This window comes from Mycobacterium interjectum, assembly GCF_900078675.2.
GTDB classification, from domain to species: domain Bacteria; phylum Actinomycetota; class Actinomycetes; order Mycobacteriales; family Mycobacteriaceae; genus Mycobacterium; species Mycobacterium interjectum.
The window spans coordinates 1,067,245-1,080,573 of sequence record NZ_LT546237.1 but is presented as its reverse complement, the minus strand read 5'-3'; the positions used below and the strand labels follow the sequence as shown (position 1 = coordinate 1,080,573).

The 13,329-nt window shown below is 62.1% G+C and carries 10 protein-coding genes and 1 pseudogene; 5 read left to right on the top strand and 6 right to left on the bottom strand.

Annotated elements, in window-relative coordinates; genetic code table 11:
• The first annotated feature begins 21 nt into the window (after positions 1-21).
• Positions 22-765, top strand: a complete 744-nt coding sequence (istB, locus tag BN4348_RS39365; protein WP_066912028.1) for an IS21-like element helper ATPase IstB — start codon at positions 22-24, stop codon at positions 763-765.
• Positions 766-941: 176 nt separating this feature from the next.
• Positions 942-2,111, top strand: a complete 1,170-nt coding sequence (locus BN4348_RS62765) for an HNH endonuclease (protein WP_084454090.1) — start codon at positions 942-944, stop codon at positions 2,109-2,111.
• 234 nt (positions 2,112-2,345) lie between these two features.
• Here the strand turns inward: BN4348_RS62765 and BN4348_RS61330 are convergent, their stop codons facing one another.
• A complete protein-coding gene (locus BN4348_RS61330; RefSeq protein ID WP_235852692.1) occupies positions 2,346-3,017 on the bottom strand; it encodes a hypothetical protein in 672 nt (223 codons plus the stop codon).
• A 435-nt stretch (positions 3,018-3,452) separates the two neighbouring features.
• Between BN4348_RS61330 and BN4348_RS39350 the strand changes: the two genes are divergently transcribed.
• Positions 3,453-4,898, top strand: coding sequence for a WS/DGAT/MGAT family O-acyltransferase (locus BN4348_RS39350; RefSeq protein ID WP_066911765.1), 1,446 nt, complete (start codon positions 3,453-3,455; stop codon positions 4,896-4,898).
• Positions 4,899-6,241: 1,343 nt separating this feature from the next.
• Positions 6,242-7,507, top strand: coding sequence for an amidohydrolase (locus BN4348_RS39345; RefSeq protein ID WP_066911762.1), 1,266 nt, complete (start codon positions 6,242-6,244; stop codon positions 7,505-7,507).
• Positions 7,508-7,510: 3 nt separating this feature from the next.
• Here BN4348_RS39345 and BN4348_RS39340 read toward each other — a convergent pair whose 3' ends face one another.
• The 4 genes from BN4348_RS39340 to BN4348_RS39325 all read right to left on the bottom strand — a co-directional run bounded on the left by BN4348_RS39340 (position 7,511) and on the right by BN4348_RS39325 (position 10,810).
• On the bottom strand, positions 7,511-8,185 hold the full coding sequence (locus BN4348_RS39340) for a trimeric intracellular cation channel family protein (protein ID WP_066911758.1): 675 nt from the start codon (positions 8,183-8,185) through the stop codon (positions 7,511-7,513).
• Positions 8,186-8,846: 661 nt separating this feature from the next.
• A complete protein-coding gene (locus BN4348_RS39335) occupies positions 8,847-9,833 on the bottom strand; it encodes a hypothetical protein (protein ID WP_066911755.1) in 987 nt (328 codons plus the stop codon).
• A gap of 450 nt (positions 9,834-10,283) precedes the next feature.
• Positions 10,284-10,406, bottom strand: a complete 123-nt coding sequence (locus BN4348_RS39330) for a type II toxin-antitoxin system RelE family toxin (protein WP_139027086.1) — start codon at positions 10,404-10,406, stop codon at positions 10,284-10,286.
• A complete protein-coding gene (locus tag BN4348_RS39325) occupies positions 10,403-10,810 on the bottom strand; it encodes a TetR/AcrR family transcriptional regulator (protein WP_084454089.1) in 408 nt (135 codons plus the stop codon). Before BN4348_RS39325 ends, BN4348_RS39330 begins: the two co-directional genes overlap by 4 nt.
• A 297-nt stretch (positions 10,811-11,107) precedes the next feature.
• On the opposite strand from BN4348_RS39325, the gene BN4348_RS39320 reads away from it, so the two are divergent.
• Complete coding sequence (locus tag BN4348_RS39320) at positions 11,108-12,046, top strand: SDR family NAD(P)-dependent oxidoreductase (RefSeq protein ID WP_066911752.1); 939 nt, start codon at positions 11,108-11,110, stop codon at positions 12,044-12,046.
• A gap of 305 nt (positions 12,047-12,351) precedes the next feature.
• Here the strand turns inward: BN4348_RS39320 and BN4348_RS39315 are convergent.
• Positions 12,352-13,270: pseudogene (locus tag BN4348_RS39315) on the bottom strand (SDR family oxidoreductase).
• Between the last annotated feature and the right edge of the window lie 59 nt (positions 13,271-13,329).

Sequence of the window (13,329 nt, the reverse complement as noted above, 5' to 3'; positions counted from 1 at the left end):
TCGGCGGATCTGAAGAAGGTGATGCGGCAACTCAAACTGTCCCCGATGCTCGACACCCTGCCCGATCGGCTCACCTTGGCCCGCCAACAACACCTGTCCCACGCCGCGTTCCTGGAGCTGGTCCTTGCCGATGAAGCCACCCGACGCGACACCAGCTCGGCAGCCCGCCGAGCCCGCGCCGCCGGCCTGGACCCGGCCATGCGGCTGGACACCTGGGACGAGGACGCCGCCGTGCGCTACGACCGAACCCTGTGGACCGACCTGACCAGTCTGCGGTTCCTCGACGCCGCCCACGGGGCAGTCATCCTCGGTGCGGTCGGCGTCGGCAAAACCCACCTCGCCACCGCACTGGGCCACATCGCAGTGCGTCGTCGCATCCCCACCCTGATGCTGCGCGCTGAGGCAATGTTCAAGCGACTGCGGGCATCTCGCCTCGACAACAGCACCGAGGCCGAGATGCGGCGCCTCGCTCAAGTTCGTCTGCTCATCATCGACGACTTCGCGCTGCAGCCCATGGACGCCACCGCCACCGCCGACTTCTACGAACTCGTCGTCGCCCGCCATCAACACAGCGCCACGATCGTGACCTCAAATCGCGGGGCCGACGAATGGCTGACGGTCATGACCGACGCCATGCTCGCCGAATCAGCGGTCGATCGGCTCACCTCGACAGCCCACGAACTCGTCATCGAAGGACCGTCTTACCGACAACGTCAAAAGCCCACGGTTGACAGCTCACCGTCAAGCACACATCATCCCCACTGAGCCAAACAGGTGGTCCCTAGCCCGTGGCCAAACAGTGGTCCCATCACCCTGGCGAATGACACCGACGCGACGGCTGAGGATAAGCCTTTACGGTGACCATCACTTGCGCCTGATGCTCGATTGGCAAGAAACCACCCCCTTCGTTCTGATGCCGCCGGGCATTATTTTCGCCCAGGGTGCTGCAGATTGGCCGACGCAACGCGCGGACCGACGGCGCGCGGGACAGGGAGCTTCGGTCTAACAACTCATCTTTGTCGGTGCATCGAAGTAGGATCCTGCACGTGAAATTGGCTGACGGTGAAAATCACGGCGAGGAGTGGCGCGCCGTCCCAGGCCATCCGCTATATGAAGTGTCAAGTCTCGGGCGGGTACGGAGCTACAAGCGGCTCGGGCGTGATGGTCGTCCGAGGCTTGCGAGCGCGCGCCCGAACCCCAACGGCTACCCGCGTGCGTTTGTGGACGGGAAATTGATGTATATCCACTATCTCGTTGCCCTCACCTGGCACGGTCCGCGCCCTGAGGGGATGCAGGTCGATCATCTGAACCATAAGCGCGACGACAACCGTGTGGAGAACCTCACATATACGACGGCGCATGAAAACCGGGCACGTACACGTGTGCGTCCACCGGCCACCCATTGCAGACGTGGTCATCCACTCAGTGGAGACAATCTCTACATCACCCCGAGTAACGGTAGACCTACGTGCCGGGAATGTCGCCGTCGATTTATGGCCCGGCGCAACTCCCACGATTGTTACTGCGGCCGACCGTCGCCCGAGCGCAAGAAAGCGCGGCCTCGGTACGAAGTCGACGACACACTTGTCATAGAACCGACTACCCCGGAGGTATGGCGTGCGATACCCGGACAGCCAGACTATGAAGCGTCGAGCCACGGTCGTGTTCGAAGCTATAGAAGGTGCCGAAGCGGAGACCGGGCCAACTTCGTACCCCAAATCATCAAGGGATACATCGATTACGAGGGCTACCAGCGAGTGACCTTCGGAGATGGGACGCGGCGATACATGCACCAGATTGTCGCTGAGGTATTCATCGGACCCCGACCGCCGGATCACGAAGTCTCCCACATAAATCACGTTCGACACGACAACCGTGCCGAGAATCTCCGCTATGCCACCCGCCAAGACAACCTGAGCGACCGCTTCCAGGAGAAGGCGAAAACTTGCAAGCGTGGGCACCCGCTGACGGATGACAACGTGTACGTCGAGCGCCGAGGCACCCGCGTGTGCCGCATTTGTTTCCGTCGCCGCATAGCCAAGCGCGATCCGAACAATTGCCACGAATGCGGCGAGCCGCTTCCAGAGAGGCTCAGGCCCCTCCCGCATTGACCCACTTCGGGGTTTCTATCCACCCTTGACCGATTCGGACCGGAGAACGCCATTCAGGCCCGGCAACCAATCCCACCGCGACCGCCCTGAAACCGACTCTCGCGCAACCACTCCCACGTGAACCCCCCGCGACCGGGGCGCGGCACCCCCTCCCCCCGCCACCAGTCCCGCACGGCCAGAACTGTGGATTTCGCTCGGAAACATTGGTGGGTTTATGCACTTTCTTTTTGGCGACTAGCTTGGACTGGCGCGGTTGGACGCTGGGGGATGTCGGCGTCGCCAGCCTTGTGCGTCCGCGTACTCGACCAACAGGTGTGCATTGGCCTCGGCAAGTTCGACGACCAAATTGCACGCCACGAGAAGATCGGCGTCGTACTTGAATGCCGGGTCCAACCGCCACTGAAGCGTTCGGTCCCCGGTGTTCTTAGCCGACGCGAAGATCGACCTCGACATCGGATGCGCAAATTGGCTGAGGCCCTCGTACATGCTCCTGAAACTTCCAAACCGTTTGCTGCCTTGCTCGGCATAGTTCGTGATGGTGCCCACCCTCACCGGGTGGGAATCACCAAGTCCGAGAATCCTGTGAAGCTGGGTCGGATGGTCGGTGATGTAAAGCACCGCGGCGGCGTTCTCCGCGTACGAACGCAACAACGTGTACGTCGCGAACGGGTTATCGGTTTCAAGGGCGTGAACCGCGCCGTCGTGCAACCCGACCGCGCGACTCGCCAGGCCCATCACAAGGAGGTGACCATCCATGAACTGGTCGGTGCGCCCCAGGGCCTCTTTCGCCGCGTCGAAGAGCCACTGACGAGAGGCGCGGGCTTTCTCAATCCCGGTCGCCCGGTCGACGATGCCGCGGGCTTTCACCAATTCGGGGATTTCCCCCGTAAATCCGTCATAAGCCATGAGTCGATTGTCCGCCGCACAGCAAAGGAGTTTCCGGACCAGGTGAAAGCTGGTTTGGGTCAACAGTGTGGGTCAAACGTCCACGAACGGGCAATTACGAGGCCCAAAAATGCCCCTGACCAGCGTCGGGCTGACAGGATTTGAACCTGCGACCACTTGACCCCCAGGGAAGAGGACAGTGTGAACTAGCGTTCTACTGCGTCTAATACGTCCAGGTCAGGGACGTCTGCGCGTCCGGTCCGTGTCGCCCTGTCCCCCCTGTTCGTGCCTGTCTTGGCAAGTTCTTGGCACGCTGCCGAATGGGTGTGCGATCTGGTCACTCTGGCGTACCTGCTCTGCCTGCCGCAGCTGATGTCTCTCACTGTCTCACGATTTCCCGCTGAGCGGCATGACCGGCCTACTCTTCGAAGAGAGCGTGCGTGAAGGGGGCCGTCTGTGCAGCAGTTGAGTTGGACCGATGACATGATGCTGCGCGCGGAACGACCAGCGACGCCGTTACAGATTCAGTTGCTTCTGATCTATGACCCGTCAACCGCCCCGGATGGCAAGGTGACCTTCAAGGGGATTCTCGAGGAGCTCGACGCCCGGCTGCACCTCGCGGATGTCTTCCGGCGGCGGTTGACCGAGCTGCCGGGGGGGTTGCAGAGGCCGTACTGGGTAGATGACCCGAGCTTCGATCTTGAGTATCACGTCCGTCATATCGGGCTGCCCCAGCCCGGTGACTGGCGGCAGCTGTGTATCCAAGTCGCGCGGCTGCACGCCCGACCGATCGACCTGCGACGCCCGCCGTGGGAGATCACTGTCATCGAGGGACTGAATTCCGTGCCAGGGGTACCGAAGGGCTCGTTCGCGATGGCGTTGAAATTGCACCACTGTGCGGTCGACGGCATGGCGAGCGTTGAGATGATCGCGGCAATGCACGACCTTGCCGCTGATAGCCCGCGCCCTGCTGGGCCAGAGAGTCCCTGGCGCCCCGACGCCCTTCCAACGACCGCAAACTTACTGTCTCGCACGGCGTTCGACGCGGCGCTCTACCCGTTGCGGGCGGCCCTAGTACTCGCGTCGAATGCCCCGAAGGCAGTCCGCGGCTTAGCCGGCCTGCCGGGCAAGCTGGTCGACGGTGTCGCGTCTAGGGTCGCCGGGGGTAGTTTGCCGTCGTTTGCACCGAAGACCCGTTTCAACCAAACAGTGTCGCCGCACCGTGTCTTCGAGGCTCGGTTCCACGATCTCGCCGATTTCAAGCGGATCAAGGCCAGCGTGCCCGGCTCGACGATCAACGATGTTGCGCTCGCCTACGTCGGCGGGGCCCTTCGCGAGTATCTGGGTGGCCACGGCGAGCTTCCCGATGAGTCGCTCGTCGCGGCCTGCCCGATCTCACTGCGCGACGCGGGCGATAAGACCAGCAACGGGAACGCATTGTTCGGCCGGCTGCAATCGCTCGGTACCGACATCGCCGATCCGCTCAAACGGCTCGCCATGATCGCTGAAGAGACCGCGCCGAGTCGTGCGGGATCGGATCAATCGACCACGACCCAGCTGCTCGAGCTGGTTGGGATAATGCCAACCTCGCTGCTCGGGATGACTGCAAAGGCCGCGAGCGTGCTTCCGTTCTCTGGCCCGACGGTCGCCAACACGACTGTGACCAATGTGCCAGGTCCAACCGAACCGATCTTCTTCAGCGGAGCCCGACTCGTTCGCGCCGCGGGTCTCGGTCCGCTGGTGGCCGGCTTGAACCTCATCCATGTCGTTGCAAGCTACAACGGAACTTTGTCGATCAGCGCTACTGCGGATCGCGACGCGCTGCCAGACCCGGCGACGTATGCCCAATGCATGCAGACGGCTTTTGAGGAGTTGCTCGCAAGCGCGGGTCGAGCTGGCTGATCGGTTCGCGATGCCCGCCTGCACGAACTTAGCGACTTCTCAAATGCTTGGAAACGAGACAGGGATGCTGGACCGACCCCTTGCCGGTACCGCAGTTTGGCCGCGATGTGGCCTGCACCGCTGTCCATGACGCATACACCGCGCCCACGGTCACTAGACGCGTCCGGTGGCCGTAGCTTCCGGTGGCCAGCGCGGGTGTGACCTCGTTGTCGAGCCAGATTTGCGTCGGCCTTGCGTACGAATGACTTGGCATGTTGACGGCCTTCGTCATCGACGTACCTTGCACGCCAGCGTAATCCGCGTCCGTGGTCGGCGCTGGGCGCGGTCTGTTTGTTGCCTTGCGGGTCGCGAACCGTCTTGGTCCAGCGGTCCTCAACTTTCGCAAACTGATGGCTCCTGTGCCACGCAGCCGGACGCCGGAGCATGGCGACGGCAGCACTCTGGGAGCATCAATTGGCGTGCGGAGTGGTGTTTGCTATCAGCACAGGCCACGCCGTCGCGGCCAGCCGTCGCAGCCAGCTCGGGCGCTTGTCTGGTGTACCGGGGCTGTACCGGAGGCCTATCCTGGCCGGTCTCAGCTAACGCTGATTATGCCTTCTAACTAGCGGTTCCCGCGTGGAGCTAAGGGGATTCGAACCCCTGTCGAATCCAGCGGAAATATGAGCTGAGCTGGACTTACCGCTCACACGCTGCGTTACGTCGAGTGCCCCCGTACTGGCGATATGTCTCCTTGTGTTACGCGACGTAACAGTGCTGGCGCTTGGACGGACAGGGCCAGTACTCGCAATTTTATGCGGGTTGCCCAAGTCTCAGCGTCGCGATGGGGCCGAAACTCTTGCGCGTCGGCCGACGGATTTACAGTCCGCAAGACGCATGTTCATGAGGTTTCGACAGATGCGGTGAAGTCCAGTGACCTGCCCTAATGGTGTCAGCGCATTTCACCGGATGCCTGCGTGTTGCCGCCGAGTTGTGACCACGCCGTGACAAGGTGCGGTCGGATTTCGGCACAGGTCCTAGCCGGTCGCCACGCCGACCAACCCTGAGCTTCCGTCGTCCCCCACGCCGCGGGCCGCCGCGGGGAATCGCTTGCAATTCCTTGTCATGCCTCGCACTTGGCTCGGGTCGATGCGCGGCGGCGCGAACACTTTTGCCGAGCCGCGGCTGATTGCCGCGGTGCGACGTCGGAGGGGGAACAGGGCTGGGAGCCGTCCGTTCGACGAGTCGCTCGATGAGAGAAGTTTGAGTCGAGGCACGATGGGGGTGGACGGCGGTGGCGCCGGCCACTGATCCCGCCACTGGATTTAGCGCGGCCCGAGCCCATGATTCGTCAGAGGTGAGAAAAAATGCGTACCGCGTCGACCCCCGCCCACGCCGTTCTCGAGCGCCTACCCGCAGTTCGATCGTGGCAGGAGGATCTCTACCGTGACATCCACCAGCACCCTGAACTGTCCCATCAGGAAAGTAGAACCGCGAACATCGTCGCCGAGAGGTTACGCGGTTCGGGTTACGAGGTGCTTTCCGGAATTGGCGGCACTGGCGTAGTGGGAGTCCTGCGGAACGGCAGCGGGCCAACGGTTTTGATGCGCGCTGACATGGACGCGCTGCCCGTCCAGGAAGCCACCGGCCTTCCCTACGCCAGCACTGCGCATGCCACCGACAGCTCCGGTAACCGGGTCCCGGTGATGCACGCATGCGGTCACGACGTGCACGTCACCTGTTTGCTCGGCGCTGCTGCGTTGCTCTCCGAAGGAGACCAGCACTGGCATGGCACTGTGGTCGCGCTGTTTCAGCCCGCCGAAGAAACCGGTGACGGTGCCCGCGGCATGGTCGATGATGGGCTAAGCCGCGCCATACCCCCTGTGGACGTGGCCCTTGCCCAGCATGTCCTCCCCGCGCCAGCCGGCCACGTCGGCACCCATCGAGGGCCGGTGCTCTCGGCCGCCGACAGCATGCGGATCACGGTCTACGGCCGCGGCGCCCACGGTTCCATGCCGCAGGCCGGCGTCGACCCGGTGGTGCTCGCGGCGATGATCGTCTTGCGACTGCAAACCGTCGTCTCCCGAGAGGTCGCCCCCACTGACACCGTTGTCCTGACGATCGGAAGCATCCACGCCGGCAGCAAAAGCAATGTGATCGGTGACCGAGCCGTTCTGGAGTTGAACCTGCGCACCTACGATCAAGCCGTACGTAGTGCAGTGCTCGATGCGATCCGGCGCATCGTCGTCGCCGAGTGCCAGGCGTCAGGTTCGCCGAAAGCGGCCGAATTCGAGCTTTACGACCGCTTCCCGCTCACGGTCAACGATGACGATGTCACCGACCGGGTCAGCGAGGCGTTCGCCGGATACTTTGCCGAGCGATTCGCAACGATGCCTGCACAGTCAGCCAGTGAGGACTTCAGCGACATCCCTGATGCTCTCGGCGTCCCCTACACCTATTGGGGGATCGGTGGAATCGACGAGCAGCAATACCGCAAAGCTGCCGACGCTGGGCGGGTCGCCCAAGACATCCCCGTCAACCACTCGCCGACTTTCGCCCCGGTAATCCAACCCACCCTGGATACCGGCACCCAAGCACTTGTTGTTGCCGCGCTCGACTGGCTCGCTAGCTGACTACTACACCCCGGAAGGCGGCTGTGGAGAACCCGATACCGGAGAACCTGGTTCGTCGTTCCCTGGTGGGGTCGGTGCGTTAAGGCCGTACCGGACGCCGGCCATCCGGATGCCAAAGCAGACCGCCGCGGCTCCCAGCGCGGCCGGCAGACCGTAAATGCCCAGCCGCATAGTGGCGACCGTGATCGCGGCGGCTACGAAGGCCGGGATGGCGTACAGCTCACTGCGCAGCACCGTGGGGATCTGCCGTATTAGCGTGTCGCGGATCGTGCCGCCGCCCACCCCGGTCACGACGCCAAGCAAGATCGCCGGCCCAATCCCCAGTCCGGCAGTCACGGCCTTGTTCGCGCCGATAACCGCGAACACGCTCAGCCCGATCGCGTCGAGTAACGTAATCGGCGTCTCCAACCGATCCAAGCGCCTGCTAAGGGCGAACGCGATTAGCCCGCCAGCGGCGGCGAGTGGGAAATAACGCCAATCACGAAACGTGGCAGGCGGTATGGAACCAATGAGAACATCGCGGAGGACTCCCCCACCCAACGCCGTAATCATGCCGAGGGTCACCACGCCCACGATGTCGAGCCGCGCAACGCGCACTGCTGTGAGTGCCCCGTTGAGTCCGAAAATGAAGGTGCCAGTCAGATCCAGTACAAGCAGCAACGGCGGTTCGGTCCCCACACGACCTCCCTACCACGGCCACAACCGCCAAACGTATGTCCGCATGCCGTTGTTTGCACGTCACCTCTTAGCGACTGAACTCCGAAAGCGCCGACCCGAAGAGGCGGTGGCGCGGGTCGACATCCCATTGCGTGTCTGAACACCTAGCTACGCTGCATCGATGAGCGAACAAGTTGGTCTCAGTATGTCCCCTCTTGGACCGATTTCCCGTCTTGGACCGCTACCTCTCCCGGCCGGAGCGCTTGAGAACTAAGAACTACCTTGGCTCGCGGGCCTCTACCAGACATTATTCATTCTCAAATCCGTTGCTGTGCAACACGTTTGCGGAGGTTTTGGGCGTTCTCGCGGAAAAGTTTTCAGTTTCGATGAGTTTTGCACGGCGGTCGCCCATGCTTCAAGGGTCGCAGGATTCCAACGCCCCAAACCACCTCAGTCTTCAAGGCAACCTCTCCGAATTGCGCTCGCAATCACCCTAGCCCACAGCGGCGGCACGATCCGTGATTTCAACTCCGCAACGAAACATCGGACAGCACCAAGAAAGCAACACCGCAGCCCGCGCCAAGCTCGCAAAGGCAGATGGCGCGAAGGGCAACGGGAACGGCCAGGCCCGCGCCCGCGCGCGAAGAACTTTGCGGCGGCCCACCAAAAAGCGGCAGTAGAGCTAGGACGCCGCCGGTGGTGCGCCGACTCTGGCAAATTGGAGTTCTGGATTCACGTTGAGCGTCAACGTTTTTGCGCCGTTGTGGACAAAGACAGTCATCCGAGTCCGGTCGCCATTGAAGCTCCGGATGGTCGAACGAAGCCCAATAGTGCCCGTGGCACCCCTTCGAGCAATCGGTAACGCAATGTCCTCGCCGACATTGAGGGACTTCACCGGAACTGACGGGGTCGGTCCCAGGAACGTGGGCTGCTCGTCGGTCTGTTCCGGTTCGGGTTCGGGTTTTGGCCGGGGAGCGTCCCAGGGCGTGGTTTTGAAGCCCGCCGCCTTCATGTCGGCCTTCGACTCTTCTACGAAGTCGGCCACTTGCTTCCTCAGCGTCTCCAAGAAGGAAGCCACCTGCTCTTGCTGCTGGTCGTTGGTGTACGGGTCGCGCCCGAGCTCTTCACGGAAGACGCTGATGAAGTTGTTGACCTCGTCGGATGCGGCTTTGCGGGCGACCAGCCCCGCAAAGGGCTCCGTCGTCTGCTGAACGGTCGTGATGATCGCGGCCGTCGCGCGGGTAGCCGCCGCGAGTACGTTTGTCGGCGCAAACATCTTCAACTTGTTCACTGGCACAGCGATTCTCATCTGCGCGTCAATCACCTTTTGAGAGTGTTCGAACTTCGCCTCCGCGTTCGGGTCGTCGGCCCCGGCCTGATTGTAGAACGCGTCGCGCACCATGTTGAAGACGCCGTTGATGTCGATGGTCGTGGTGAGGATGTCGGTCGACACCTGCGCGAACTCCATCGCCGCCTCGCGGAGTGCCTCGTGTTCCCGCAACCTGTCCTCGCGCTCCTCCTTGCGGTCGAGCACCTTGTCTTCCTGCTTCGCCTTCCGCCTATCGCTGGCGCGGGTAGAGATGTAGGTGGTGGCGCTGCTCAGCGCGCCTACGATGAAGCCCCCGGCCCAGAACTCGTGGGTCGTGAGGATGTGCGGCAAAAAACTCATGTGTGCGATTGTTCCAAGAACGTCTGACAAATCTCGGGACGACACGCCGGTGGGCTACAAGGTTGACAGGCGAACCTTTGGTGTATATGCCCCACTTGCCGCAACAGTCACACGGGCAGCCGTCGCGGCGCCCGCTCGCCGGTAAAGCGGGCATCCCGGCCCGGCAACTGCTCGGCCAATACTCCCTCTACCAGCTCTGACGTGGGGCGGGCGGGGCTCGAACCCGCGACCAACGGATTATGAGAGCGTCCCACCTGCGGAAATGGGATTTGACGACGTTTAATGATGTGTGGCGTCAAACGACGGTAATCCGCTCGGCACAACGGAATACACAGCCGAAAAGTGCCGAGGATTGAATGGGGGTCGGTGAGACTCCTGCGGACTGTGTGCGGACTGGCGAAGGGGTGCGGACCGCTGGCCCGCATGCGGGTCGTAGAGCGGATGCTGCTGTCATCGACGACGGTAGGCATCCGTACGACTGAATACGCCCACGACGGTGACCTGCTGCCGCTCGTGGTCAATTCTGTAGAGAACGCGATAGGTGCCGCGGCGTGCGCTGTAGCGATCCTTCAGCGGTGGCCGGAGGCCACCAGGGGTGAAGTACTCACGGCCCCGCCATCGTGTCCTGGCCGAATGTCACCCATTATTAATTGGCCAAGTGGTTCGGCGCGCATGTGTTCCAACCCGACGAGGATTGCGCCTACAACCCGCTCAGTACCGCTCAGTTCTGCAATTGCCTCATTGACCGAGCGCGCTATACGTTCGGAGAATCGCGAGATGAGAGCTTCGATGATCATAGTCTTGCCGCCCGCGTGGCGGTAAACGGTCGCAGGCGAGCAATGCAATTTGCCGGCAAGCGCCTCAACTGTAAATGCCTCGAATCCCCTGCGTGAGACCAACTCCGAGGCAGCGGAAAGGATGCGCTCACGCGCAGCGGCGTTGCGGTCTGGCCCCAACGCCCAGTCCCTACGTGTCATGCCAAAGTCCTCTCATCACCCGTGATAGCTTCTCTCATTTGTGAGACACATTTGCGGCCGTGTCTCACACTAGTGCCTGGTCTAGGCCGTTCTGATGCGCCAACTGTCATGCCCAGCGCGGTCATCGGCCTTGCAGGCTGTCCGCAAGTCATTGACTGTGTCGGCTGCTGGCAATGACTCTAGAGACGGTGCCGCCCTGGACGTGCTCGCGTAGCGGTTCGGGCAGCCCCGTTGGCTTGGGGTTGCGTTGGCCGGGTCAGCGCCGTCGCTGATCGGATAGCTTTTCGGGAGTTGGAGATGATTGATTTCGAAGGTCAAGTTGCGATAGTCACCGGAGCTGGTAGGGGTTTGGGCCGGCTCTACGTCATGGACTTAGCAAGTCGCGGAGCTTCGGTGGTGGTCAACGATCTAGGCGGCACGATGCGTGGCGAGGGTTCCGACACAAAGGTCGCGGATGAAGTCGTCACAGAAATCGTCGAAGCGGGTGGGAACGCCGTCCCGTCCTACGATTCAGTTGACAGCCCCGAAGGCGGAAACGCCATTGTCCAAACCGCTCTCGAACACTTCGGACGCCTTGACGCTGTGGTCAGCAATGCGGGCATCTTCAACAGCATCGCCTTCGACGAGATGACGGCGACCGATTGGAGGCGGATGTTGTCGGTCCACTTGGACGGCGGTTTTCACCTGAGTCAACCCGCGTTCAAGGTAATGAAGAGACAGGGATACGGACGTTTCGTGTTTATCTCGTCGTCGGGCGGCATGTTCGGGCAGCATCTAGAAGCGCACTATGGTGCCGCAAAGGCGGGGCTGGTCGGGCTGAGCAACGTCATCGCGCTTGAGGGAGCCGACCACGGGATCGTCTCAAACACCGTCCTGCCGTTTGGCTTTTCGCGGATGGTCACCGAAACGGTGGACTCCAAGACGCTGGAAGAAACCGGACTGAAGGATATAATTGCACCAGAGAAGGTTGTGCCGATGGTCACTTATCTAGCCAGTCGTGCCTGCGAATGTACTCATCAGAACTACTCCGCCTTGGCAGGCAGATACGCAAGGGCGTTTATCGGTCTTGGGGACGGTTGGCTGGCCAATACAGAAGTCACCGCCACCGCCGACGATATCGCCGAACACTTCTCCGAGATTTCAGGAACGGAATCGTTCACCATCCCCGCGAACATCTACGAGGAGCTATTCGGCGTAGTAGGTCGCCTCGGCGTTGACCTTGCGGACGGAAAATAGCCGATGCCCGTGAGCTGCCTAGCCGGATTGCGCAGCGCTTTGGACGAATCATGCTAACTTGCTGCCGCGGCATAGCACAGCAAAGCCGGCGGAATTAGCGTCTGTGCAGGATGCGTGGCAAGCGGTCCCAGCGGCGCGCGCCCGCAGCCCCGGCGAGCCTGCGCTACAGACGATCTGGGTGTTGACGGGGCTACGATTCAGCAATGACCGGACCTACCAACGTGAAGCCGGCCCGCGATGTTCGGGCTGTTGAACAGTTCTTCTACAACGGCGAGCGCTTTATGACCATCCAGTTTGTGCGGACGTCACTGTGAGCGAGCGAGTTTCAGCATGTCCTTGGGCCTCATCGCGGCCATGACACCGCCGTCGCAGATGATGTCGGTGCCGGTGAGGTATCCGGGCTTGTCGCTGGCGCAAAACGCAAGCAGTTCGGCGATCTCTGATGGGCGGCCGAAGCGTTTGAGTGCGCCCAGCTGAGCCAGGGCGCCAGCGCCGGCTCCTTCCTCGAGCTTTCCCATGGGAGTGTCGAATGAGCCGGGTGAGACTGAGACCACGCGCGCGCCCTTGCGTCCGTACTGCGCGGCGATCGTCTTGCTGTACCAAATGACGAAGTTCTTACTGAGCATGTAGGCCAGTTGGGGCCGTCTCGCGGATGGCATCAGCTTGCACAGCGCCAGCAGCTCTGCGTGGAACCGGTCGATGTCGGTTAAGGACCGCCTGTAGCGGCGCTTGGGGGTAACAACGGCCGGGAGCTGGTGTCCGGCGACGGAGGCGACGTTGACCAGGGCCATGCCCTGGCTGGCGATGTCGTGGAAAGCGTTGTTGATCAGAACGGTGCCGACGGCATTGATGCGCAAGATCATCTCTGCTGATCCCATGCTCGGGCTGACGCCGGCGGTGTGAACGACCGAGGTGACGGTTCCGAGCTCTTGAGCGCGCGCGACGAGCTTGCTCACCGATTGGCAATCGGTGATATCGCAGAGGGTCGCGCACAGTCAATCCCGGCGCCGCGGAGCTCCCGTTGGGCGGCGTCAAGGCGATCCTGGCTGACATCGCAGAGGGTCGCGCACAGTCAATCCCGGCGCCGCGGAGCTCCCGTTGGGCGGCGTCAAGGCGATCCTGGCTGACATCGCAGATCAGCACTCCGACTTGGCGACCTATGACATGGGCCACGGCCAGCCCCATACCACCAGCCCCGCCGGTCACTACTGCCAGCTTCGACATCACAGATGGGTCCTCCGATTGCAGTTCACCAGCAGGTAGCGCATCCACGACGAGCGGGG

Bases quoted from the DNA above. Each gene is read 5' to 3' on its own strand.
- istB (WP_066912028.1), top strand. From the start codon at position 22: ATGCGGCAACTCAAACTGTCCCCGATGCTCGACACCCTGCCCGATCGG.
- BN4348_RS61330 (WP_235852692.1), bottom strand. From the start codon at position 3,017: ATGGCTTATGACGGATTTACGGGGGAAATCCCCGAATTGGTGAAAGCC.
- BN4348_RS39345 (WP_066911762.1), top strand. From the start codon at position 6,242: ATGCGTACCGCGTCGACCCCCGCCCACGCCGTTCTCGAGCGCCTACCC.
- BN4348_RS39335 (WP_066911755.1), bottom strand. From the start codon at position 9,833: ATGAGTTTTTTGCCGCACATCCTCACGACCCACGAGTTCTGGGCCGGG.
- BN4348_RS39325 (WP_084454089.1), bottom strand. From the start codon at position 10,810: ATGACACGTAGGGACTGGGCGTTGGGGCCAGACCGCAACGCCGCTGCG.
- BN4348_RS39320 (WP_066911752.1), top strand. From the start codon at position 11,108: ATGATTGATTTCGAAGGTCAAGTTGCGATAGTCACCGGAGCTGGTAGG.